The 23,697-nt window shown below is 60.5% G+C and carries 19 protein-coding genes and 1 pseudogene; 8 read left to right on the forward strand and 12 right to left on the reverse strand.

All coding sequences use genetic code 11. The features are described 5' to 3' along the window. Positions 1 to 11: 11 nt before the first annotated feature. Complete coding sequence (gene xdhC, locus ACM0M4_RS18910) at positions 12 to 851, forward strand: xanthine dehydrogenase accessory protein XdhC (RefSeq protein ID WP_003083344.1); 840 nt, start codon at positions 12 to 14, stop codon at positions 849 to 851. 68 nt (positions 852 to 919) lie between these two features. After that, positions 920 to 2,224, forward strand: a complete 1,305-nt coding sequence (gene guaD / locus ACM0M4_RS18915) for a guanine deaminase (protein ID WP_003083342.1) — start codon at positions 920 to 922, stop codon at positions 2,222 to 2,224. Between the two features lie 158 nt (positions 2,225 to 2,382). Here the strand turns inward: guaD and ACM0M4_RS18920 are convergent, their stop codons facing one another. Beyond that, complete coding sequence (locus ACM0M4_RS18920) at positions 2,383 to 2,916, reverse strand: GNAT family N-acetyltransferase (protein WP_003082887.1); 534 nt, start codon at positions 2,914 to 2,916, stop codon at positions 2,383 to 2,385. 135 nt (positions 2,917 to 3,051) lie between these two features. Between ACM0M4_RS18920 and aceK the strand changes: the two genes are divergently transcribed. The 3 genes from aceK (at position 3,052) to ACM0M4_RS18935 (ending at position 7,330) form a co-directional block, all read left to right on the forward strand. Continuing rightward, positions 3,052 to 4,785, forward strand: coding sequence for a bifunctional isocitrate dehydrogenase kinase/phosphatase (aceK, locus tag ACM0M4_RS18925; protein WP_003082886.1), 1,734 nt, complete (start codon positions 3,052 to 3,054; stop codon positions 4,783 to 4,785). A gap of 609 nt (positions 4,786 to 5,394) precedes the next feature. Then, positions 5,395 to 6,762, forward strand: coding sequence for an AAA family ATPase (locus ACM0M4_RS18930; protein ID WP_223716488.1), 1,368 nt, complete (start codon positions 5,395 to 5,397; stop codon positions 6,760 to 6,762). Then, positions 6,746 to 7,330 (forward strand): HNH endonuclease domain-containing protein, encoded by a 585-nt coding sequence (locus ACM0M4_RS18935; RefSeq protein WP_052157231.1) that lies wholly within the window; start codon positions 6,746 to 6,748, stop codon positions 7,328 to 7,330. The genes ACM0M4_RS18930 and ACM0M4_RS18935 overlap by 17 nt, the downstream gene beginning before the upstream one ends. Before the next feature lie 474 nt (positions 7,331 to 7,804). On the opposite strand, the gene ACM0M4_RS18940 is transcribed toward ACM0M4_RS18935, so the two are convergent. From ACM0M4_RS18940 to ACM0M4_RS18970, 7 genes and pseudogenes are all read right to left on the reverse strand, one after another. After that, positions 7,805 to 8,902: a serine/threonine protein kinase gene (locus tag ACM0M4_RS18940; protein WP_071536295.1), complete on the reverse strand. Its 1,098-nt coding sequence runs from the start codon at positions 8,900 to 8,902 to the stop codon at positions 7,805 to 7,807. Beyond that, complete coding sequence (locus ACM0M4_RS18945; RefSeq protein ID WP_049247271.1) at positions 8,899 to 9,324, reverse strand: DUF3010 family protein; 426 nt, start codon at positions 9,322 to 9,324, stop codon at positions 8,899 to 8,901. Before ACM0M4_RS18945 ends, ACM0M4_RS18940 begins: the two co-directional genes overlap by 4 nt. A gap of 224 nt (positions 9,325 to 9,548) precedes the next feature. Beyond that, complete coding sequence (locus ACM0M4_RS18950; protein ID WP_052157230.1) at positions 9,549 to 9,836, reverse strand: hypothetical protein; 288 nt, start codon at positions 9,834 to 9,836, stop codon at positions 9,549 to 9,551. Beyond that, entirely contained in the window at positions 9,833 to 10,813 is a 981-nt protein-coding gene (locus ACM0M4_RS18955) for an integrase domain-containing protein (protein ID WP_034025520.1), read from the reverse strand. Before ACM0M4_RS18955 ends, ACM0M4_RS18950 begins: the two co-directional genes overlap by 4 nt. 896 nt (positions 10,814 to 11,709) lie before the next feature. Continuing rightward, a pseudogene (locus ACM0M4_RS18960) lies at positions 11,710 to 13,031 on the reverse strand (tyrosine-type recombinase/integrase). 198 nt (positions 13,032 to 13,229) lie between these two features. Next, the gene (gene pdxB / locus ACM0M4_RS18965) at positions 13,230 to 14,372 is read right to left on the reverse strand and encodes a 4-phosphoerythronate dehydrogenase PdxB (RefSeq protein WP_003102011.1); all 1,143 of its coding nucleotides are present in this window, start codon (positions 14,370 to 14,372) and stop codon (positions 13,230 to 13,232) included. A 214-nt stretch (positions 14,373 to 14,586) separates the two neighbouring features. After that, complete coding sequence (locus tag ACM0M4_RS18970; RefSeq protein WP_003086962.1) at positions 14,587 to 15,093, reverse strand: winged helix-turn-helix transcriptional regulator; 507 nt, start codon at positions 15,091 to 15,093, stop codon at positions 14,587 to 14,589. A gap of 108 nt (positions 15,094 to 15,201) precedes the next feature. Between ACM0M4_RS18970 and fabF the strand changes: the two genes are divergently transcribed. The 3 genes from fabF (at position 15,202) to ACM0M4_RS18985 (ending at position 18,998) form a co-directional block, all read left to right on the forward strand. Further along, a complete protein-coding gene (gene fabF / locus ACM0M4_RS18975) occupies positions 15,202 to 16,470 on the forward strand; it encodes a beta-ketoacyl-ACP synthase II (protein WP_003109587.1) in 1,269 nt (422 codons plus the stop codon). 498 nt (positions 16,471 to 16,968) lie between these two features. Next, a complete protein-coding gene (locus ACM0M4_RS18980; protein ID WP_150035456.1) occupies positions 16,969 to 17,886 on the forward strand; it encodes a hypothetical protein in 918 nt (305 codons plus the stop codon). A gap of 275 nt (positions 17,887 to 18,161) precedes the next feature. After that, the gene (locus ACM0M4_RS18985; RefSeq protein ID WP_003109588.1) at positions 18,162 to 18,998 is read left to right on the forward strand and encodes a PhzF family phenazine biosynthesis protein; all 837 of its coding nucleotides are present in this window, start codon (positions 18,162 to 18,164) and stop codon (positions 18,996 to 18,998) included. A gap of 160 nt (positions 18,999 to 19,158) precedes the next feature. On the opposite strand, the gene ACM0M4_RS18990 is transcribed toward ACM0M4_RS18985, so the two are convergent. From ACM0M4_RS18990 to ACM0M4_RS19005, 4 genes are all read right to left on the reverse strand, one after another. Further along, complete coding sequence (locus ACM0M4_RS18990; RefSeq protein WP_034010245.1) at positions 19,159 to 21,600, reverse strand: TonB-dependent siderophore receptor; 2,442 nt, start codon at positions 21,598 to 21,600, stop codon at positions 19,159 to 19,161. Positions 21,601 to 21,677: 77 nt separating this feature from the next. Continuing rightward, the gene (locus ACM0M4_RS18995; protein WP_003086924.1) at positions 21,678 to 22,520 is read right to left on the reverse strand and encodes a FecR family protein; all 843 of its coding nucleotides are present in this window, start codon (positions 22,518 to 22,520) and stop codon (positions 21,678 to 21,680) included. Beyond that, positions 22,517 to 23,041: an RNA polymerase sigma factor gene (locus ACM0M4_RS19000; protein WP_003086922.1), complete on the reverse strand. Its 525-nt coding sequence runs from the start codon at positions 23,039 to 23,041 to the stop codon at positions 22,517 to 22,519. Before ACM0M4_RS19000 ends, ACM0M4_RS18995 begins: the two co-directional genes overlap by 4 nt. Before the next feature lie 228 nt (positions 23,042 to 23,269). Beyond that, on the reverse strand, positions 23,270 to 23,593 hold the full coding sequence (locus ACM0M4_RS19005) for a hypothetical protein (protein ID WP_115288827.1): 324 nt from the start codon (positions 23,591 to 23,593) through the stop codon (positions 23,270 to 23,272). Positions 23,594 to 23,697: the final 104 nt, after the last annotated feature.

Raw genomic sequence — 23,697 nt, forward strand, 5'->3', positions numbered from 1 at the left:
AGGATGACGAGATGAACTGGATCAGCGCCCTGGCCGAGTTGCAGCGTAGCGGCGAACCTTGCGTCCTGGTGACCATCATCGAGGAACGCGGCTCGACCCCGCGCAACGCCGGCTCGAAGATGGTGGTCAGCGCCGAGCGGCTCTACGACACCATCGGCGGCGGCCACCTGGAATACAGGGCCCAGGCCATTGCCCGGGAAATGCTCGCCGCGCGGACCCAGGACACCCGCCTGGAGCGCTTCAGCCTGGGCGCCAGTCTCGGCCAGTGCTGCGGCGGCGCCACGGTGCTGCTGTTCGAGCCGATGGGCCAGCCGCAGGCACACATCGCCGTGTTCGGCGCGGGCCACGTCGGTCGCGCCCTGGTACCCTTGCTCGCCAGCCTGCCCTGCCGGGTGCGCTGGATCGATTCGCGGGAACACGAATTTCCCGCGCTCCTGCCCGACGGCGTGGAGAAAGTGGTGAACGACGAAGTGCTCGACGAGGTCGAGCGGATGCCGCCCGGCAGCCACTTCATCGTCATGACCCACAATCACCCGCTGGACCTGGAGCTTACCGCGGCGATCCTGGCGCGCAACGACTTCGCCTACTTCGGCCTGATCGGCTCGAAGACCAAGCGCGTCAAGTTCGAGCACCGCCTGCGCGAACGTGGCGTCGACGCCGAACGCCTGCAACGGATGCGCTGCCCGATGGGCCTGGAGCAGGTGAAAGGCAAGCTGCCGGCGGAGATCGCCATCTCCATCGCCGGCGAGGTGATCGCCACCTACAACGCCGCCTTCGGCCTGGAACGCAAGCAGGGGCCGTCGAGCGTCACCCGGCTGACCCCGGAGTCGCGCCGCGCCCACGAATCCTGAGCGGCCCCCGCTCCCCCGCGTCCGCCGCCAGGCGGCGGACCTCCCACGAACCTTTTTTCGAGACTGCCATGACCCGCAACGCCAAAGCCTACCGCGCCGCCATCCTGCACAGCATCGCCGACCCCGCGGAGGTCGGCGTCGAACGCTCCTACGAATACTTCGAGGACGGCCTGTTGCTGGTGGAGGACGGCAAGGTCGCTCGCCTCGGTGACGCCGAAACCCTGCTCGGCGAGATCGGCGAGGTCGAGGTCTTCGAGTACCGCGACGCGCTGATCACCCCCGGCTTCATCGATACCCACATCCATTTCCCGCAGACCGGGATGATCGCCTCCTACGGCGAACAACTGCTGGACTGGCTGAACACCTATACCTTCCCCACCGAGCGCCAATTCGGCGACCAGGCCCATGCCGACCAGGTCGCCGAGATCTTCCTGCAGGAACTGCTGCGCAACGGCACCACCACCGCGCTGGTCTTCGGCAGCGTGCACCGGCAATCGGTGGAATCGCTGTTCGAGGCCGCCCGGCGCCTGGACCTGCGCCTGATCGCCGGCAAGGTGATGATGGACCGCAACGCGCCGGACTACCTGACCGACACCGCCGAGAGCAGCTACCGCGACAGCAAGGCGCTGATCGAGCGCTGGCACGGCCAGGGCCGTCTGCTCTACGCGGTGACCCCGCGCTTCGCCCCGACCAGCACCGCGGAACAGCTGGACATGGCGGCGCGGCTGCTGCGCGAGCATCCCGGCGTATACCTGCACACCCATCTGTCGGAGAACCTCAAGGAAATCGAGTGGGTGAAGGAGCTGTTCCCCGAGCGCAGCGGCTACCTGGACGTCTACGACCACCACGGCCTGCTCGGGCCGCGCTCGGTGTTCGCCCATGGCGTGCACCTGTGCGACGGCGAATGCCAGCGCCTGGCGGAGACTGGCTCGGCGGTGGCGTTCTGCCCGACCTCCAACCTGTTCCTCGGCAGCGGTCTGTTCGACCTGCCGAAGCTGGAGCGCTACAAGGTCAAGGTCGGCCTCGGCACCGATGTCGGTGCCGGCACCAGCTTCTCCCAGCTGCAGTCCCTGAACGAGGCGTACAAGGTCATGCAGTTGCAGGGCGCCCGCCTCGATCCGTTCAAGTCGCTCTACCTCGCCACCCTCGGCGGCGCCCGTGCGCTGGAGCTGGACGACCGGATCGGCAGCTTCGCCACCGGCAACGAGGCGGACTTCGTGGTCCTCGACTACCACGCCACCCCGCTGCTCTCCTACCGCCTGAGCCAGGCCGGCAGCCTGGCCGAACGGCTGTTCGCGCTGACCATCCTCGGCGACGACCGCACGGTGAAGGAAACCTTCGCCGCCGGTCGCTCGGTGCATCGCCGCGACTGACACGCTCATGAAAAAAGCCCCGAAGGTGTCCGAACTCTAGCTGGGGGGAGCCACACTTCTGCACTGCTGAGTTTCGCGTGGCTGAGTCACCTGTATCGGTGGGCTGGAGCGGTCCTTAAATAGGCCACTGCTGGCCGGAGGCAGTCTCCCGGCCACCCTCACTCCCCCACCCGCCCCTCGACCCTCCGCAAGCGCGCCATGCTGTACACGTCCACGAAGCGCCCATCCCGCACCGCGTAGTCGCGCATCTCTCCTTCGGTCTCGAAGCCGAACTTGCGATACAGCGCCAGCGCCGGGGCGTTGTCGGTGTAGACGGTGAGTTCGACGCGGCGCAGGTTCATCCAGTTGTCGGCGATGTCCAGCAGTTCGCCGAGCAGGCGGCTGCCGACGCCCTTGCCCTGCCAGGCAACGGCGACGCCCATGCCGATGCTGCCGCTGTGGCTGCGGCGGATGCGCGGGTGCTGTTCGAGGCTGGCGCTGCCGATGACGTCGCCCTGGTGCAGGGCGACGAGGATCAGCAGGCGGTCGTCGTCCGCGCTGTCGTGCAGGCGCTTGCGGCGCTGCTCCACCGACTGGTAGGGCATCTGCAGGACCTGGCGGGCCACGGCGGGGTCGTTGTACAGGGCGGTGAGACCTTCCACGTGGCGTTCGCTGTAGCGTTCGAGGCGGATCGTCGGCGATTCGGCGGTCATTGCGGTCATCCCTGGGCTGTCTGGCCACCCAGCATAAGCGTCTGCGCCGGGCTCGACCAGCCGGTCGGAGATCGCGCTTTCCCTGCCGCGCGGCTCTGGCTAAGCTCGACCTTCGAACAACGAAAGGACGCCAGCATGGTCCAGAGCGCCCCAGCCAGCGAAATCGCCGCCCTCATCCTGCGCGGTTTCGACGATTACCGAGAGCAGTTCCGCGAGATCACCGACGGCGCCCGTGCCCGCTTCGAGCAGGCGCAGTGGCAGGAAGCGCAGCGCGCCTCGGCGCAGCGGATCAACCTCTACGAGGAAAAGGTCGCCGAGACGGTGGCCGGGCTGCGCGCGGGGCTGGCCGACAGCGAGCTGCTGGACGTGGAGCGCTGGCCGATCATCAAGAGCGCCTACATCGCGCAGATCGACCTGCGGCTGGACGACGAGCTGGCCGAGACCTGGTTCAACTCGATCTTCTGCGGGCTGTTCAGCCACGACAACATCAGCGACGGCACGATGTTCGTGCACACCACCCGGCCCTCGCTGCGCGCCCACGCCCGCGCGCCCTACACCCGCACCTACCGGCCGGGCGGCGACCTGCGCCAGGCGCTGGAGAAGATCTTCGACGACTACCGCTTCGACGTGCCCTACGACGACCGCGAGCGCGACCTCGAACGGATCGACGCACTGCTGCACAGCAACCTGCCGGACTGGGTGTGCAAGGACCCGGACCTGGCCATCGAGCTGATCGGCTCGGTGTTCTATCGCAACAAGGGCGCCTACCTGGTGGGCCGCCTGTTCACCCCGGACGAGCAGTGGCCGCTGGTGTTCCCGCTGCTGCACCGCGAGGGCCACGGTATCCAGTTCGACACGGTGATCACCGACGAGGCGGAAGTCTCGATCATCTTCTCCTTCACCCGCTCCTACTTCATGGTCGACGTGCCGGTGCCGGCCGAGCTGGTGGCCTTCCTCAAACGTCTGCTGCCGGGCAAGCACCTGGCCGAGCTGTACACCTCGATCGGCTTCTACAAGCAGGGCAAGAGCGAGTTCTACCGCGCCCTGATCAACCACCTGGCGACCACCGACGACCGCTTCGTCATGGCCCCCGGGGTGCGCGGCATGGTGATGAGCGTGTTCACCCTGCCCGGCTTCAACACGGTGTTCAAGATCATCAAGGACCGCTTCAACCCGTCGAAGAGCGTCGACCACGCCACGGTGATCCAGAAGTACCAGTTGGTGAAGAACCACGACCGGGTCGGACGCCTGGCCGACACCCAGCAGTTCGCCGACTTCCGCTTCCCGGTGAGCAAGTTCGAGCCGGAGTGCCTGGCCGAACTGCTGGAAGTGGCGCCGTCGACGGTGGTGATGGAAGGCGACGTGGTGCTGATCCGCCACTGCTGGACGGAGCGGCGCATGACCCCACTGAACATCTACCTGGAGAACGCCAGCGAGGCGCAGACCCGCGAGGCGCTGAACGACTACGGGCTGGCGATCAAGCAACTGGCGGCGGCGAACATCTTCCCCGGCGACATGCTGCTGAAGAACTTCGGCGTGACCCGCCATGGCCGGGTGGTGTTCTACGACTACGACGAGATCTGCTACCTCACCGAGGTGAACTTCCGCTACATCCCCGAGCCGCGCTTCCCCGAGGACGAGATGTCGTCCGAGCCCTGGTATTCGGTGGGGCCCAACGACGTGTTCCCGGAAGAATTTCCGCGCTTCCTGTTCGTCGACCTCAACCAGCGCCGGCTATTCGCCAAGCTGCACGGCAACCTCTACGACGCCAAATACTGGCAGGGCCTCCAGGAGCAGATCCGCGAGGGCAAGGTGATCGACGTGTTTCCCTATCGGCGGCAGGAGACGCCTGAGCAGTTGCTCGGGTAGGTGCGGAGACAGGAATCGTACCAACACGTAACGATCTGAATTCAATGGGTATTATTCTTAAGGGTACAGCTCTTTATCTCTAAAATTATCCCCAGCCTACTTTCAGGATCCCGGCCACTGCGAAAAAGGCATGACAGGATGATGGAGGACGGCTACCCAATCGCCAAAGCCAGGCTCAGGCTCATCTGGGTAAAGGCAGCTATCGATGCAAAGCGGCCCTTAGACGCTGGAAAATACCAACACATGGAGCAGTGAGCACTGGAGTAGATAAGCGGGTGGAAATGTGGATTAGTGTGATCAACTGAATCCCGCTGATGCGAATCCAGACGCCAGATAAAGTACCGCTGAACAATCTGAAGCGCCAAACGGATGCTGAATTTCCGTCGACCCATAGAAGCATAATCAAGGTACTCAGCCTTAGTAAAATGCGCATGAATCTAGCAATATTCGTATGCATATGGCTGCGGGGACCGATAGTAGATAGTTTATGTGTCGAACGTGCTTGATTTGGCGAGTGGCAATCTGCAATCATCTGCTCTACCCTAGTCGATAAGGGGTGTTTGGGTGCGAATGGCTGCAACTAGGCATAATTGAATGGAGGCATAGCTTTTGATCAGAATTGACAAAATCAGGCACGATGGCTATCTAGTTAATCTAGTGCCGGAACATCATTCACCCTCAGGAGATAATACATATACTGTCATAGTAGGTAAAAATGGCGTAGGCAAGAGCCGCTTGCTAACCAGCATCGCCAAAGCTGGTTTGGAATATTCCGAGTCCGAACGAGCTTTTTTTGATTATCCCCACGTGCATCTCGATCGTGACCCTCTGGTGATTGCAATATCAACTAGCCCATTCGACAAGTTCCCAACAATATCTAGGACTAGTTCTCGCCGGGACAAGTACAAGTATATTGGTATGCGAGGCGACTCTAGATTTTCTGCCTCTTCAGCGGTAGCATTAATTGCATCAGCATCAAAGGGATTGCTTCATAAAATCATAAGTGGGGCCAACAGCGCCGATTTCCTAGAAGTCTTCAACGCACTTTCGTTCTCGCCGCGAGCAGATTTTATTTTTAAACCTGCGTTTACCAGGGCCAAGGTTCAGCATGACCATGATCGCCCCGGGCCTCCTTTATATTTTGAAGTCGTCACGACCGATGGTGAAGATAAGCTAAGAGTGGATGGCCGATACCAGCGAGCTTTTGAAGAGTTAACCACGGAAGAGAAATCCAATGCCGGGTATGCTATGGCCAACATTGCTAGATTCTTTGATGAGCGTAAAGCCATAGATCTTGCTATCGATTTTGAGTTGAATACGATTGATCTTGATGGTCAGTTGGCGAGCCCATATATTGTCAACTCAATCCTGATGCTGATGGATGTTGGACTTATTCGACTGATGGATCTGCGACTGTACAAGCACGAATTCGGATTACTCAACCTAAAGCGCGCGAGTTCTGGTGAGCAATGCCTAATCGTATTAATGTTAGGTATTGCAGGCCATATCGAAGATGGTTCTTTGATTCTCATAGATGAACCTGAGATAAGCTTGCATCCACGTTGGCAGGAGGAGTTCATGCAACTACTTTCGCGCTCATTCTGGAGATATAGTTTTTGTCAATTCATAGTGGCGACTCACTCCCCTCAAGTGGTGTCTCAAATCGGTAGGCAAAACTCATTTGTATTGTCACTTCCAAGTGGTTACCTGCACGAAGGGGACAGCTTTAAAAACAAGTCAGCTGACTTCCAGCTGGCTGAATTATTTGACGCTCCGGGCATGATGAATGAGTACATCTCAAGAATTACATTTGATCTAATTGCCAAATTAAGATCCCGAAAATCAGTATCTGATGAGATGCTTCGTGACATTCATCAATTAAGGTGTCTCAGACGCAAGTTAAACCATGAAGACCCAATGGTAAAACTGATCGATTCCGCTGATGAGCTAGTGTCTTACTATGCCAACGATATCTAATTCAATCCAGTACAGTGACTCAACACAGACGATAATTACTCAGATTAGTCTTGAACCAGGATATAGTCATACGCGCTGGGGGGATGACGATCTTGAGCAGGTGCGGTGCGAGATTCGCGACTTTTACCGGCGGGAACAACGTGCCAACTGTCCCTATTGTCGTGAGCCGATAGGACTCAGGGCCGCTGCCAATGCGCCTGTTGAGCATATTGCGCCTAAGTCTAGATACTTGCAGTTTATGTTCGAACCGAAGAATCTTTGCGTGGTTTGTGCGGACTGCAACGAAAACAAGAGCAACAGAGATGTTATCGACCCACTGATAACTGGTAATCCTGGGCGATCCTACCCGACGAATGCAACTCGATACAGAATTGTTCATCCACATTTTGATGAGTACTCGGATCACATCATCAAAGCGAAATTTTTATATTTTGAAAAAACGCCGAAAGGAGGGCACACGATTTACATATGTAATCTAAATCGATTCATCCGAAATTTTGGTGTATCGCAGGAGTTCTGGGATGATCTGGAAATCCTTGCCGAGCGCGAAAGGTTTCATGGCGGTTGAGCGTGGCTTAGGTCACTCCACTGCGCGGAGAGCTTCGGCGTTCTAAGCTTCAGACGCTTACTACACCGCCCGATCATAGACCAGCAGTTAGATTAGCACTTGGCTAGTTGAAAACCATTTGGTGACTAGCTGGCCACTGCTCCATTGCCGAGTCAGTAGACACCGCGTCTGACCGAGGCTGTCCTTCGCGAGCGTCCGCTATGGGTCCAGGCTGTGTGAAAACCCAAACGGATCTCTGAAGAAGGCGAGCGTACGTGAAATCTGTATTGGCTTGGTTATTCAGCTGACCAGATTTCGCACAGGAGCGTGAAATTCTGGTCGTTTTCTAACCGCCCGGATCACGCCCAACGTTTTCACACAGCCTGGGTCGATACCGATCATTCGCGTCTGACCGGTATCGACCCATAGCAGACTATTTTGGATGGAAGCTAACGGCCAAAATTGGACATTTTTCTGACGTTTTTCATTAAGGAGTCAAATTTTTGCTTCAATTTTCTTAACAATCTCGGAAATGCTCCCGCCTACGATTGAGTTGTCTCGCCTCCAGTCTCCCCCGTTCTTCGACTTCTGGACATAAAGGCTCCCATCATCATTGCAGATCCTAAACGAAATGTTGCCCCCAAGCGTTGGCTGCCCTGCGACTACCGACCAGTCAGGAATTTCTGATTTGATATTATTGAGATGCGTATGAAAAGCGGAGGCTGACAGATATCTCTTGGCGGGATCTATATGGGTAGCCTTCCTTATTGTTCTTTTTAGATTGTCAGGCACCCAAGAAGGAAGCGAGGCGATATTTACAATTTTTCCTCTTTTGATTTTGGCCTGAATGCAGGAATCAATATAAATTGATTTATCGGCCCTGGACTCTTGGCGATTGTGCTCGAGCTTTTCAGTCTTACTCAGCCACGCCATTTCCTCATAAGGCAAATAACCTCCTAATAGCTGGTAGAGGATGATCCCGCACTGGTATATATCCCCTCCAAACCCATAGGAGTTCGCATCAATCGATTCAGGCGGTCTATAGAGCACAGCATGGCTAGAGGCGGGTATTGCGTTAAGATTTTCTGGTATGTACTTGATCGACCCAAAGTCACCGATTATTGATCTTCCGTCCTCGCCGACGTAGATGTTAGACGGTTTCAGATCTCTGTGTAGATAGCGCCGCTGGTGCAAATTCGTTACACCACACAATATTTGACTGGTGCGCTCAACGGCCTGAAGATTGCCGTGCTCAGTTTTTTCAAGCACATCATCTAGATCACCATTGGGACAGCGAGGAGTCACGAAATACGCCCATTCCCCATCAAGTAGACCAGCGTTTTTTACTTGAAGAATGTTAGGCGCCTCAATTGCAGCTAAGGTGCTAGGTTCTGCATGGTACTTTGCATCACCTCCCCAGTAGTAGAATTTAACTGCAACCTCGTTTTTCAGAATCCTATTTTCACCAAAAAAAAGATAGCCGTTTCCACCCTTGGTTATTTCCCTCGTAAATTTTATATCCTTACTTAAGGAGTTGAGCTGCGCTTTTATGTTTGGAGGGGCGCTGACATTAGAGATCAATATTTCGCTCATGCATTCAACTTCCGAATGTATAGCGAGGCAGACTTAAATGATTCTTCTTGGTATTTCTTAAGATTCGGAGGCAGCCTGAACGGCACCTTTTTCTCGGCGGCAGCAATACCTTGACCGGTTTCAAAACTGACCTCGGCAATTCCGTTCAGTTGAATGAGTGCCTCCATCTTGAAAGAAATTGCGCCTCCTGCCATTTGCCCTTTTTGCGCACGCTTCTTAATCACTACCATGCCAATATCATGCTGCCTGACAAAGTTTTGAAATGTTTCAAAAAACGACTTTACGTGTCTACTCGACTCATCTTCACCGAGTTTTATTTTGCGAGGCTCGATATCAAGATGCTCATAATCAGCACCATTTTTTTTCAACAGCACAATAATTGCTTCGGACCCCTTAAGCTCGACACCACAAATTTTGTCCATGAAATTCCCTTTATAGAGATCAGAATTACGTTACGATTCTGGTACAAGCTAAGCAGTAAAAAAGCTAGCACGTGGCCATCAAGGAGTCCATGCCACTTTTGGCCGCCTTAAGGATCCTTGAGCGGCATCAATTGCCGACAGTCGCCCCCTCTAAAGGGTTGCTTTGGGTCGAGATCCGTCATTCAAGACTCGTCAATCTGCCCGAATGTGGCTTGTCGTGACTATCAATCACGTCTTTGGCACTTGAAGACCCATGGCTTTTCTAAACGACCTGCAAGCAGCCGCACCGTCAACAGGTAGTAATACTGAGTCGACTCGCATCGTCTAGCCAGGCGATGCTCAAGAAACCAAGCCACATGTTTTCTCCGCCAGGCCCAAGGTGTATCGAGCTGCCACCGTTCTGCTATCTCCGCTTGGATGATCTTTGCTTGACGTAAATGGCGATGCCGCGTTGCGTACGACCCCGTCAGCACCGCAGATAAGAACAGTTCCATGTCGAATGGTTTACTCACGCGCGCCCTCCAATGTAAGCAGCTACCACGTCGATCCGAGCGTGCCCCAGCTCGTAGCTGATCTGCTTCCGGGCCTCACGATCAAGGTTCCTATCTACCTGGCATAAGTCGCCGCCATTGATAGGCGCACGGTGTTGGGTGATTTGCTCATAGCGCTCACAAGCGTATGCCGCTCGTAGCTCATGGAAGCCTTTGAGCTTGTGTGCATGCAGGACGTCCCGTGCAGGCCGGACAACTTCCTTCACAAAGCTCAGGTAATTTTCATTTGGGGCAATCAAGTTGCGGCTACCTGCAGGCGACACCTGCCGTGCAAACTCAAGTGCACATCGAACATGTTCGACCACCGCAATCCAACGCGGTGCCGAGGCACCAGCGCGGCCGCCCTTGGTGCCATCCTGAATGTTAATCCTAGCCAGATCGTTAGCTTCACGGCTTAGCCGTGGCAGGTCAGCCAAGATGGCCTCACGCAAGCGCATGCCGGTGGCTCGCGCCAGCAGGATGATCGCTGCGACCCGTCTCTGGTCAAGGCTGCAAAGCGCATCGACGATCTGCTTCACCTGTTCGCGGTCTTGACCCTGCGGCACCGATTGGCGAACCCCAGTGCGCTGCATACCCAACGCCTTGCTCGAACTTGGCAACTTCACGTACTGATCACCGCGAAGCGCCGCCATGGTCCTGTTAACGCTGGATAGTCGGTTTTGCGCGGTGCTGACGGCGATATCACCGCGCTTAACAATGTCGCGCAGATACGCCGCGTAGTCGGCCAATACCTTTCGATCAATCTGCCGCGCATCATTGATATCGGGCCCCTGTTCGGAGCGGCACCACTTTACGAATGCCAACCACCGGTCACAGTGTGCCTTCACCGTGCCGTAGTGGCCGCCGCCGAACATGTCTTTCAAAGCCTGCGGTCCTGCATAGCTCAGTTGCCTGCCGTAGCCGAAATTGCGGCCATCGCGTCTACCCACCAATGCCATATCGATCACCTCATCTTCTGCTCTACAGTCCTCTCCCCACGTCATCCCGCCAGGAATGTTGAGTGTTATCAGGGATCAAGGCCCCTGCGACCTGTGGGGAATGTCCTCTACGCGGGACTGGCGGCTCCTTACGTCCGGGAGCACGGGCATCTCATGATCTGGCCTCCTGAACACCGTTACCGGTGGGCGGGTGGAGGCAGTGCTGGCTGACTAGACCAGCGCCTGAAGATCCTGAGCCGGGTGAACGCAGCAATGGGACGACCGGGGCATGCCTGACTGTCAGTCAGGTGCAGTCCATTCCTTGGTCTGCGGCACCATCATCTACAGCGCTGTTGCTGGTGACATCGGCGTTTGTCACGCCAATTGTCACGAGGGGAATTGCCGCAAAGCCATGTGCGATGAGGGCTGCAGCCGTGGTAGAAGTGCCCGTCTCTTTCCAGAAGAAAGAGACGGGCACAGGTTGGCGCAATATTCGGCCAAGCGGATAGGTTGCTGCAGGGCAGCGAGATACGGTGTATCTGGCGCACGAGCGCTATATGTGTAAGAGCATCCATCACATGGGTAGTGACCGGGCGAGCTGCCGGATGCGAATCGCCCTTGGGGAGAACCACCGCGAGAGCGGCGTGACCTTGAAGGTTCGGGTCACCTGGGGTGCTGTCAACGACAGCCTTTGCACTGTCTTTTCTACGCCCGCAATCCGGGAGGGTCAAGCGACTCGCCCACTGGATTTTGCAGTTGAAAATGGCATTGGGCGTGTACGGAATCCCGTGGTTTCCAGTGGCCGATTGGGTGCTTTTGATTTTTTAGGTGAGGTCCATCCAAACAGGGCGGCTTTGCAGCCCTGTTTGGATGGACCCGCATGGAAAGCGGATCATCGGAACCTCAAAGCCGTGCGCTCACTCGACTGCGCCACGCCTTGCTCTAAGGCTCGATACGTTTGCCCCGGTCTGATTCGCGAACTCATGCGGCGAAATATGCTCCTGCCGGTTCGCTTCGAGGTAACGGCTCCACCAACTCATGATCATTCGCCGCTCCTCCAGGAACTCAGCCTTGTGGATATACGCTGCCCGAACGTTGTTGCGCTCCCTATGGCTCATCTGCCGCTCGATAGCCGTCTCTGACCACAGCCCGGATTCGACCAAGGCACTGCACGCCATGGACCGGAAGCCATGCCCGCAGATTTCGGTCTTGGTGTCATAGCCCATGTTCCGCAGAGCGCTGTTGACCGTGTTCTCGGACATAGGCTTCCACGAGCGAGCGTCACTGGTGAACACCAGATCGAAGTACCCCGTGATCGCATGAATCTGTTCGAGTAACGCCACCGCTTGCGGTGACAGAGGGACTAGATGAATGTCGCCCGCCATCTTCGTCCCCCTTGTCGAATACGGGACGCCATCCAAAGCGGGCCGCGTGTCAGGTATCTCCCATATGCCGCGCTTCAGATCAAACTCACTCCAACGTGCGAAGCGCAATTCGCTGGAGCGGACAAACACATGAAGCGACAGCATCACAGTCAGCCGAGTGAGCATGCGTCCCTTGTAGTTCTCGATGCGGTCCATCAACTCAGGCAAACGTGACAGCGGGAGTGCAGGCCGGTGCGTAACCCGTGGTGCGCTGATGAAGCCCTCAAGGTCATATGCCGGGTTCACCGTGATCAGTCGCAGCCGCTTCGCCTCACGCATGATGCTTTGTAGGTAGTTTTGCACCCTCAACGCCACATCAATCGTGCCGCGCTTCTTAATCGCCTCAAGCGGCTGCATGAGGTCGAAGGTATCCAGATCAACGATGGCGCGTGCGCCTAGCAGCGGGAATACGTGCGTCTTCAAGCGACTCAGCACCGTCCTCGAATGGCCAGGCGCCCACTTCACGGACATTTCCTTATGCCAGTCCAAGGCAACGCGCTCAAAGGTGTGCCCTCTGACAACCGCCTCGGCCTTGGCCTGCTGCTTGGACGCAATCGGATCGATGCCCTCAGCCAGCATCCGCTTAGTCTCCAGGCGCTTCTGCCGAGCATCTGCGAGACCAATGACGGGATAATTGCCAAACGAGGTCAGCCCCTCTCGTCCATCCGGTTTCACATACCGGAAGCGCCAGCCTTTGCGGCCATTGGGTAAACGAGGAGGTAAAGACCGTCGCCATCGAAAAGCTTGTAGGGGCGGTCAGTAGGCTTGGCCGAACGGCAGGCGGTGTCAGTCAAGGGAGCAGTAGTACGAGCCATAAGGGTAAACCCCTTTATCGAATCGACTTTATCCCAAACGTTACCCCTAAATCGGCTGGCAGCTGCCGGATTCCGACGGAACGCCATAATGAAAAAACCCGCCAGAAGGCGGGTTTTACGGGGGTTCCAGAGATTTTGGTAGCTTTCGCTGGAACCTGAACTGGTGCCGGAGACAGGAATCGAACCAGTCGCACGTTCCTACACCAACTGCGCCCCCAGCGCCCGCACCACCCGCTGCAACTCCGCCCGTCCACCGGTGGCGACGCGCAGGCCGGTGATCTCGCGGCGCGGCGGGTAGTGTTTGCGCAGGGCGTCGAAGGCGGCGCGGCGGGTGGCGCTGTCGCCGGTCAGGCTGCGACGGAAGGCGGCGTCGTCGCTGCGCGGGTCGTATACCGCGCGGCACAGCGTGGCCAGCGCCCAGGCCGGGTCGCAGCCGGGGTTGAGTTGCAGGCCGGCGAGCCAGGTTTCCGGCAGCACGTCTTGCAGGCTCACGCGTTCGGCGATGCCGCGCCAGGCGCAGTAGGCCTGGTAGATCTGTGCGGTGCCGCGCAGCTTGCCTTCCAGGCTGTAGCCGGCGATGTGCGGCGTGGCGATCAGGCAGCGCGCGGCCAGTTCGGGGTCGGCCTGCGGTTCGCCTTCCCAGACGTCCAGCGCCACTTCCAGGTCGGCGCCGCCTTCGAGCAGGCGGCGCAGGGCCTGATTGTCGACCACCGCGCCACGGCTGGCGTTGACCAGCCAGGTGCCGGGACGCAGGGCGGCCAGGCGGGGTTCATCCAGCAGGTGGCGGGTCGGGTGTTCACCGTCGCGGTTCAGCGGAGTGTGCAGGCTGATCACGTCGGCCTCGGCCAGCAGCCGTTCCAGCGAGACGAATTCGCCGTCCGGCTCGCGCGCCTGGCGCGGCGGATCGCAGACCAGCACTTTCCAGCCCAGCCCGCGCAGCACCTCCACCAGCCGCCCACCGACCTGCCCAGCGCCGACCACCCCATAGGTGCGTTCGGCCAGGTCGGCGCCGCGCACCTCGGCCATCGCCAGCAGGCAGCCGAGCACGTAGTCCACCACCCCGCGGGCGTTGCAGCCGGGCGCGCTGGACCAGGCGATGCCGGCCTCGGCGAAGTAGTCGAGGTCGAGGTGGTCGGTGCCGATGGTGCAGGTGCCGACGAAGCGCACCGGCGAGCCGGCCAGCGCGGCGCGGCTGACCTCGGTGACCGAGCGCACCAGCAGCACGTCGACCTCGGCCAGCGCCGCGCGGTCGATGGCGCGCCCGGGCAAGCGGCGAATGGAGCCCTGGTCGGCGAAGAAGGCGTCGACCACGGGAATGTTTTCATCGGCGAGAATACGCATGCAGACCTCCGCGAACGAGGCTGCACACTCTAGCAGGCCGAGGGCTCGCGGTGTTGCCGAACGGCTCGCGAGGCGGACCTGCCAGCGCCATGCGCAAGCCTCGACGATCGCGTTTTTCCCAACCACGACCGCGAACGATGGCCAGCTACAAGGAACAGAACCGCGAACGCCTCGTCCGTCTCCTCGACCAGGCGGCGGACGCCAGGGAGCCCGTTCATCGAGCCGGTAGCTCGCTCCGCTCCGGCATGGCCGCCAGGCGCTGGCGCATTTCCTCGCTGGCGGCAGGCCCGGCCTGCACGGTGCATTGCTCCAGCGGTACCGTTCGGCCATCGGCGAGAGCCGCCATGAACGAGCGCACCGGCCGCCCGCTTGTTCGCTCGACGAGCTGCACGCTCTGCCCTTCCTCTGCGTAGTGGCGATTGCCCCAGGCGACGAAAGCCATGAGCACGACGCGAAAATCCTCGCCCTTGGCCGTGGGCACGTACTGATAGCGCAGCGGGCGCTGGCTGTAGGGCTGGCGTTCGAGCAGGCCCGCCTCCACCAGCGCGTTCAGGCGCCGGGTGAGCATGTTCGGCGCGATATCCAGGCTGCGGGAAAATTCGTCGAAGCGGCGCAGGCCCTGTAGCGCATCGCGCATGATCAGGATGCTCCACCATTCGCCGACCCGTTCCAGGCTGCGGGCGATGGGGCATTCGGCATCGGCGAAGGTCTTGCGTTGCATGGTTCTTCCTTGGCGAGGCTCACAAAGTGCTGGTCCGCATGTTACTTTCATGATGATAGTTACGTCCACTGACTGCTATTCCAACGGAACAGAAGGACTCGGACCCTCATGAGCAAACGTATCGTCGTCACCGGCATGGGCGCGGTCAGCCCGCTGGGCTGCGGAGTCGAACCCATATGGCAACGCCTGCTGGCCGGGCAATCGGGCATCGCCACGCTCCCGGCGGAGCTGATCGGCGACCTGCCCATCAGCATCGGCGGCCAGGTCCCCGACCGTGTCCAGGACCCGCAGGCCGGCTTCGATCCCGACCTGCTGCTGGCCGCCAAGGAACAACGCAAGATGGACCGCTTCATCCTCTTCGCCCTGGCCGCCGCGCAAGAGGCCCTGGCCCAGGCCGGCTGGGCGCCGCAGAGCGCCGAGGCGCAGGAGCGCACGGCGACCGTCATCGCCTCCGGGGTGGGCGGCTTCCATGCCATCGCCGAAGCGGTGCGGACCACAGACGGCAAGGGACCGCGACGCCTGTCGCCCTTCACCATCCCGTCCTTTCTCTGCAACATGGCGGCCGCCCATGTGTCGATCCGCCATGGCTTCAAGGGACCGCTGGGCGCCCCGGTGACCGCCTGCGCGGCGGGCGTGCAAGCCATCGGCGACGCGGCGCGGATGATCCGCGCGGGAGAGGTCGACGTGGCGCTCTGCGGCGGCGCGGAAGCGACCATCCACCGGGTCAGCCTGGCCGGCTTCGCCGCCGCGCGCGCCCTGTCCAGCGATTTCAACGACAGCCCCGAACGCGCCTCGCGCCCCTTCGACCAGGCCCGCGACGGCTTCGTCATGGGCGAAGGCGCCGGCCTACTGGTCATCGAGGAACTGGAGCACGCCCTGGCGCGCGGCGCCAGGCCCATCGCCGAGCTGGTGGGCTACGGCACCAGCTCCGACGCCTACCACATGACCGCCGGGCCGGAAGATGGCAGCGGTGCCCGCCGGGCCATGCAGCAGGCGCTGCGCCAGGCCGGCGTGGAAGCGGCCGCGGTGCAACACCTGAATGCCCACGCCACCTCCACCCAGGTAGGCGACAAGGGCGAACTGGCCGCCATCAAGGCCGTGTTCGGCGCTGGCAGCGGGCTCGCCATCAGCGCGACCAAATCCGCCACCGGCCACCTCCTGGGCGCCGCCGGCGGCATCGAGGCTATCTTCACGGTCCTGGCACTGCGCGACCAGCTCGCCCCCGCCACACTCAACCTGGAAACGCCCGACACCGACGCCGAGGGCCTCGACCTGGTTCGCGGCGAAGCCCGGCGCTGGCCGATGGAACACGCGCTGTCCAATGGCTTCGGCTTCGGCGGGGTGAATGCCAGCCTGTTGTTCCGGCGCTGGGTGTAGCGCGTCCTACTCTGGAAGCGATCGTGCCAGATGCCTGCCCTCTGCCAGCAGCCCAAGCTCCCGCTGGTGGAGGGACATCAGTTCGCCGCCAGGCCATGTCGAGCATGAGCTCAGACACATGAGGTCTTTTCCGATGCGGCAGTTACATCATGACGGCTTTTACGAGCGATCTGGAGCAAGTATCAGGAGGGTAATGTTTAGGTAACGCACCCAATTAGCGTTTTCGCTCCAAGCTAGCCATGAATATCTACCAAGGTTATTTACAATCTCAAATATCAGGGGCTCTGGTATTCTTCATGGGAAAAAAGTTTCAGGTTTAACTCGCAGGCTTTCAGATTCAAGAAATCTCCACCACAGGGAGGACTCGCAGAAAAAACCAGCCTTCCAACCCAACCAGACCAACGCCATGCTTATCGACTTGAAATTTCGCCGACCTGAACTAGTATGCCTATTAAACTCTTGGCTCATTTACTACAACCAGAAAACAGGGAGACTTGCATGAGAGTTAAAAATGTATTTATATTCACGGTTGGACTCAAGGGCTGCAGCCCAATACCTAGCGTACTTGGCATTTACCACAAATATGCATCAAGAAGCGAAGTCAAATTCATTGGTTGGTACCACCTTTCTGCGAAGCGCTCGCAGAGCGATATCCAGGAAGTCTTCTCGAATAATAGCGATGAGCCTTTGAAAGGTTTCGAAGTGTTGGAGGCCGAAGCCGTTACAAGGCATGCCACTGAAGACATTCACACTCCAGACTTGTCAACACTTCAAGGAGATGCGGGCGCAATAATTCTTGCTCACGGTGGAGGGGCTCAGGCGGGAAGCAGCAGTGCCGAGGCCGTGGCGAAAGCGGTCGCTGACTTCAGAAAGAAAACAAAACTGCCTATGCAATTTAGAAAAATAGTATTTGACGTATGCAACATGGCCTCCCCCATCAAGACGGTCACTGCCGACCAGGGCAAGTTCTCCGGAATAGGTTTTTACGACAGCGAAGAAAATGCAATCGCCAAGTCAAAAGAATTTCAGTTAAACTTCCTACAGGCATTCACCGCCATCTATGGAGCACTGACACACGATGCCGGATCAGTAAAAGTTGCGGGATGGGACTCTGGAATTTCGGTCTTTCATCCAGCCAACGAATATGTCATGGGCACACCTGCGCCAGCTAATGGCTGGACTGCAACCGTCAGCAATCGCGAGCTCGTCGCGACACTCAAGCATGGGCAGAAATTCCTCAGCAATAGAATCAGTGACGAGGAGAATTCAAAAACCACCTACACGCTCAAATTGATTGACAATGGCGTCAGGGCCTCGCTTAAAAAAACCTATCAGTATGTATCAGTTCAGAATGAAGGCGAAAAGGGCAAAGTAATCCAGACAAAACTGGAAGGCTGGTCGGACAAAGAACTGTAGAGAAACGAGCCTAATCATTATCTACTCTAACCAACCAGCTCTTATGATTTTCCAGCCCCCACGCCACCATCATGCCGCTCCCCGCAAGCCGGCCAACTAACGCTCAAATCCGAAGATATTTCGAATAAGAAGAGAGCACACTGGCCCCTTTTTACCGCACGCTGTCCCTAACGAAAACAACTACCGTCCCGCGGCAGCCCCTCGAAAGTTCCCCCTCCGGTTTCGGACGGCAGCTCTCTAGCCTATCCTCCCCCGCCACAACAACAGGAGGTTCCATGCCGGTTTCGTTACCCTTCGAGCAAGTCGATGTCTTCTCCGAACAGCCCTTCAAAGGCAACGCCGTTGCCGTGGTGATTGGCGCCGACCGCCTGAGCAGCCAGCAGATGCTCGAGTTCGCCGCCTGGACCCAGTTGAGCGAGACGACCTTCCTGCTGCGGCCGACCGTTGCCGAAGCCGACTATCGCGTGAGGATCTTCACCCCGTTGCGGGAGTTGCCCTTTGCCGGGCATCCGACGCTGGGGAGCTGCCAGGTCTGGCTGAACCAGGGGGGCGGCAATGCTGCTGACGAGATCGTCCAGGAGTGTCTGGCGGGCCTGATCCGCATCCGCCGCAAGGGCGCCTTGCTGTCGTTCGCGGCGCCTCCCCTGCTTCGTGGCGGAGCGGTCGAAGACGAGGTGTTGCGACGGATCGAGAGCGGGCTTGGCCTGTCCCCGGGGCAGGTACTCGGCAGCCAATGGGTGGACAACGGACCCGGCTGGGTCGCCGTTCGGCTGGCCACGCGTGACGAGGTCCTGGCCATTCGCCCGGACTACGCGAAGCTCGACGGGCTCAACGTGGGCGTGGTCGCGCCCTGGCAAGGTCCCCAGGCGGAGGCGGATGTGGAAGTGCGCGCCTTCATGGGCGAGGAACTCAATGAAGACCCCGTTACCGGTAGCCTCAACGCGAGCCTGGCGCAATGGCTGATCGGCACGGGAGTCATGCCCGGGCGCTACACGGCGAGCCAGGGCACGGCCTTGGGTCGCCGGGGGCGGATAAGCGTCGAGCAGATCGGCGGCGATATCTGGATCGGCGGTGAGGTGCAGCCGGGCATGTCGGGGCAGGTCGTGTTCTGAGCGGGACGGCGTACCCTGTCCTTCCCCATTACCTGGCCGACCTGGATCGGCGTCCGGCATTGGACGGAAATGCCCGCCCATGACAACGGGGCCGCCTTCCCTCTGGAAGCACCCTCCCTGCCCACCGGGCCCGCCCAGGCCCGGTGGCTCCGCCCTCCCCTCACCAGTTGTGCGTATAGCTCGCCGTCAGCACCGTGCCCGGCGCCGGCAGGTGGCTGGTGTTGTTGTTGTTGCGCAGCAACTGGCTGTAGAGCGGGTAGTAGTCGCGGTTGAACAGGTTCTGGATGCCCAGGCTCAACTGGTCGTCGGGGGTGATGCGGTACTGGCTGACCAGGTCGACCGTGGTGTAGGTGCTGACCTGGCGCCGGCCGAAGCTTTCCACGCCGTCGAGACGGTAGTCCTTGGAGTCGAAGAAGGTGGCCTGCAGGCGGTTGTTCCAGTCGGCATCCGGCTTGTATTGCAGGTAGGCGGTCAGCTTCAGCGGCGGCACGCGGTAGCCGGTCATGTCCTGCCAGTCCTTGCCGTCCGGCTTCTCGCGTCCGCGCATCCAGGTGGCGCTGCCGCCCGCGCCCCAGACTTCGTCGTCGCTGAGCCAGTCGGCGCTGGCCTCGACGCCGTAGATGCGCTCCTTGGTGCGGGTGAGGATCAGGCCGTTGTTGAAGCTCTGCACGTCGCCCAGCTTGGAGGTGGTGTAGAACAGCGCCAGGCTGCCCAGGGTGTTGCCGCCGATGGCGCCACGCCAGCCGAGTTCGTAGTTGTTGGTCTTCACCGGTTCGAGGTTCGAGGAGCCGATATCGAAGCCACGGCGGGCGTTGCGCAGCTGGATGCCGACATCGGGCAGCTGGAAGCCCTGGCTGAAGGAGGCATAGATTTCCTGGCCAGCCACCGGCGAATAGACGATGCCGAGGTTCGACAGCACCGCGTCGTAGTCGAGGTCGCCGCCCTTGACGGTCACCGGCGAGGCGGCCTTGGACTCGGAGAGCGGGACGAAGTCGTCGAATTCGGCGGTGGAGTATTCGTAGCGCAGGCCGCCGTCGATCGACCAGTGTTCGTCGAAGCGATGCTGCAACTGGGCGAACGCGCCGGCGCTGCGGGTGCGTAGCGGCGGCATGTAGGTGAGCTTGCCGATCTTGTCGAAGACCAGCCCGCCGCTGGCGTCGTAGGCCGCCGGGTCGAACACGTCGAGCGGCATGTCGCTGCGTTCCTGGTTGTAGTCGCCGCCCCAGACCAGTTCGGTATTGCCGCTTTCGCCCAGCGGCGTGCGCAGGGTCAGGCGGCTGCCGAACACTTCGCTGTTCTGCATGATCTGGTCGACATTGCCGCCGCGGGTGGAGACGGCGCGGGCGTCGAACGGAGTGAAGCGGGTGAAATAGTCGCGGTAGTAGAGCTGCGCGGAGAGCCGGCTGCCGAGGATGTCGAGGTTCTCGTACTCGAGGTTCGCCAGGGTGTTGCGGATTCGGTTCTGCTCGTCCAGCTCCAGGCCTTTGATCGCGTTGGCCGGGACCGAGCCCGGCGGCAGCCTGGCGACCCTCGGGTCGGTGGCGTAGTCGGTGTCCTGGCGGGCGTCGTAGTGGCTGAGGGCGAGCTGCACGCGCTGGTTCTCGTCGATGCGCAGGCCGAGCTTGCCGCCGATGTTGTAGACGTTCGAGTCGAACAGGTCGCCCTGGCTGGGTTCCGGGGCGATGCGGTCGCCATGGGCGTCGTAGGAAGCGCCGACGTGACGGGTGCCGAAGTCGAACGAATAGTCGAGCGCCCCCAGGGAGCCGGCGAAGTATTGCTGGAACTGGCCGCCGAGGCCATCGCTGCCCAGCCGGGTCAGCGGCGAGGTGGCGCTGAGGCGGGTTTCCGCGCGGTTCTCGCCGCCGGCCGGACGGGTGGTGATGGAGATGATCCCGCCGGTGGCGCCGCTGCCGTAGATGGCGCTGCTGCCACGGATGACCTCGATCCGCTCGATCAGCGCCGGGTCGATGTTGGCCAGGTTGCGCGAGGAGTCGCGGTTGGTGTTCAGCGGCACGCCGTCGACCATCACCAGCATGCTGCGCCCGCGCAGGGTCTGGCCGTATTCGGTGATGGTGCGGCTGGAATCGGACATCCCCGGCACCGCCTTGGCCAGCACCGTGGCCAGGCTGTCGGAGCCCTGGCGCAGCTCCTCCAGTTGGGCATGCTCGATGACGGTGGACTGGCGCGTGGCGGAGACCAGGTCGCTGCTGGTGCGCGAGGCGGTGATTTCCATCTGCTCCATGTCCAGCGGTTCGCTGCGGGCTTGCGTAGCGGGCACGGCGGCTTCGCTGGCCGGAACGACGATGAAGGTATGTTCGTCCCTGGCCTGCGCCTTCAGGCCGCTATCCCTGAGCAACTGGCGCAATGCCTCTTCGGGAGTGAAACTCCCCTTCAGCGCGGGCGCCTGGCGGCCGGCGCCGAGATCGCCAGCGAAAAGGATCTGTACCGAGGATTGTTGCGCGAGGGCGTTGATCGCCTGGCCGAGCGGCGCGGCGGGCAGATCCACGTCGAGCTTTTCCTGGCCCTGGGCCGACACCGCCAGGAGCAGGCTGCTGGCGAGCAATGAAGGACGCAGGTGGCGACTGCGGAGGGAAAAATGCACGTCTCGATTTCCTATGCAGGTTGGCTTTTCCTGGATAGCCGCCACGGCGCGCGGGAAACCCTACCTGCGTCCGAGAATTATTTTCGCGTCGATTTGCGTTGGATCTCGACGCTGCCGTCCTCCTGCCGCGACACGGCCACGGGAAGGATGCTCGGCAGCAGGTCGAGCAGCCGGTCGACGTTGTGCGCGGCGAAGACGCCGGTCAGCCGGAGGGAGGCCAGGCTGGGGTCGTCCAGGAGAATGGGCGCCTTGCGGTAATGGCGCAGCAGCGCAACGGCTTCGCCCAGGGGCGTGCGCTCGAAGACCAGGCGGTCGTCTTTCCAGGCCATCGCCGTGGCGGCATCGACCTTGGCCAGCGGCATCAGTTGCCCGCCAATGGCATCGACCTGCTGGCCCGGCAGGAGCACGACTGGCGCTTGCGCCGTAGCCGAGGTGCCAACCTCCACCCGGCCACGCTCCAGGGTCACGCGGACGTCGTCGTCCAGGCGGCGCACATTGAACCGGGTGCCGAGCACGCGGATGTCGGTCGAACCCGCGGACACCACGAAGGGCCGATAGCGCGCCGGGGATACCTCGAAAAGCACCTGCCCCGCGCGCAACGCGACCCGACGGCTGAGCGGGTGCCAACTGACCTCGATCTGGCTGCCGCTGTCGAGCAGGAGCTGGCTGCCGTCGGCCAGGGTCACGTCGCGCCGCTCACCGATGGCGGTGGCGAAGCGCTCGCGCTTGTAGGCCGGGTCCAGCCAGGCCAGGGCGCCGATGGCCAGCGCCAGCAATAGCGCGACGCCGGCCGCCTTGCTTGCCTTGCGCGATTTCGGCCGGGAGGGCGGCAGCGGGAACAGGTCCTTCAGCGCGTCGCGATGGCGCTCCAGGGCGTCGTCCAGCGGAACCTGCCCATTCCGTTTCGAGGGCTGGGTCATGGCCGTGCCTCGCCGCGGCCGAGCCGTTCCCGGCAGGCCGCCAGTCCGAGGCGCAGGTGCTTTTCCACGGTCTTGACGGAGATGCCGAGGCGGTCGGCGACTTGCGCCTGGGGAACTTCGTGGATCTTGTGCATGACGAAAACGGCCTGGCAGCGAGGAGGAAGCGTGGCGATGGCGTCGACCAGTGCCTGGAACTCGCGCTCGGCCTCATGGCGACCCATGGGCGTCGCCGCCATGCAGGCGACTTCCGGAAGCTCGGCGACGGCTTCCACCCAGGCGGTTCGACGACGGTCGCTACGATAGCGGCTCACGGCGGCGTCGTGGGAGATTTTCCGCAGCAGGGCCAGGGGCGTGTGCACGTCCTCCTTCTCGTCGCGTTCGAGCAACTGCACGCACACGTCGTGCACCACTTCGCGCGCCATGCCCCGGTCGCCGAAGCGCCGGCGAACATGGTCGACCAGTTCCTCGTAGTGACGAACCAGTGTGGACAACAGCGTCGGCTTGGCGGGATCGAACGGCACGATGCACCCAGGAAAGGAGCCTGGCTCCGAAGAATGGGGGTCGAGTGTAAATGAGAAACAGTCGCAGATGAAAGACCGGTCATCGTCAGGGATTGCCTGGGTTGGCGTGCGTAGCGGGCAGGTGGCTTTCGCCCGCCCGCGCAACTGCCGAGCCAGGGCGGAGAGGGATCCCCTTTTCGCCCCGCTACTCAACCCCCCGGCCTTGCCGGGGGGCACCGCCTCCGTCGGTTATCGGTGTCTGCGTGCGTATTCCGCCTCGAACAGCGACAGGGCGTCGCTGAGCAACGACAGCAGGGAGCCGGTGATGCGGCAGATGCTTTCGCCGGGCTCTTCGGTTTCGTCGAGCAGGTCGAGGACGCTCAGCGTTCCGATCGCCGACTCCAGCCGGCGGCGGGCGGTGTCGAACAGGTCTTCGCTGGCTGCGCTGCTGTCCAGGTAGAGGGTGGCGCAGCCGGGGTGCTGGTTGCATTGCGAGATGCGTCGCAGGGGGATGAAGGTGGAAGGGGACTGTGCGGTTATTGCGGGATTCGACGTATCATCGGCCTTAGCCATGGGTCAGCTCCTTTTAAGCTGGTCTCTGGTTAGCGGGTCGTAGGTGTTCCTGCACCTGCGGCCCGCGTCTTTTCTGTCCCCAAGAAAACAGATGGACTTGGCGA

The organism is Pseudomonas sp. 18-147 (assembly GCF_051048045.1).
GTDB lineage: Bacteria > Pseudomonadota > Gammaproteobacteria > Pseudomonadales > Pseudomonadaceae > Pseudomonas > Pseudomonas aeruginosa.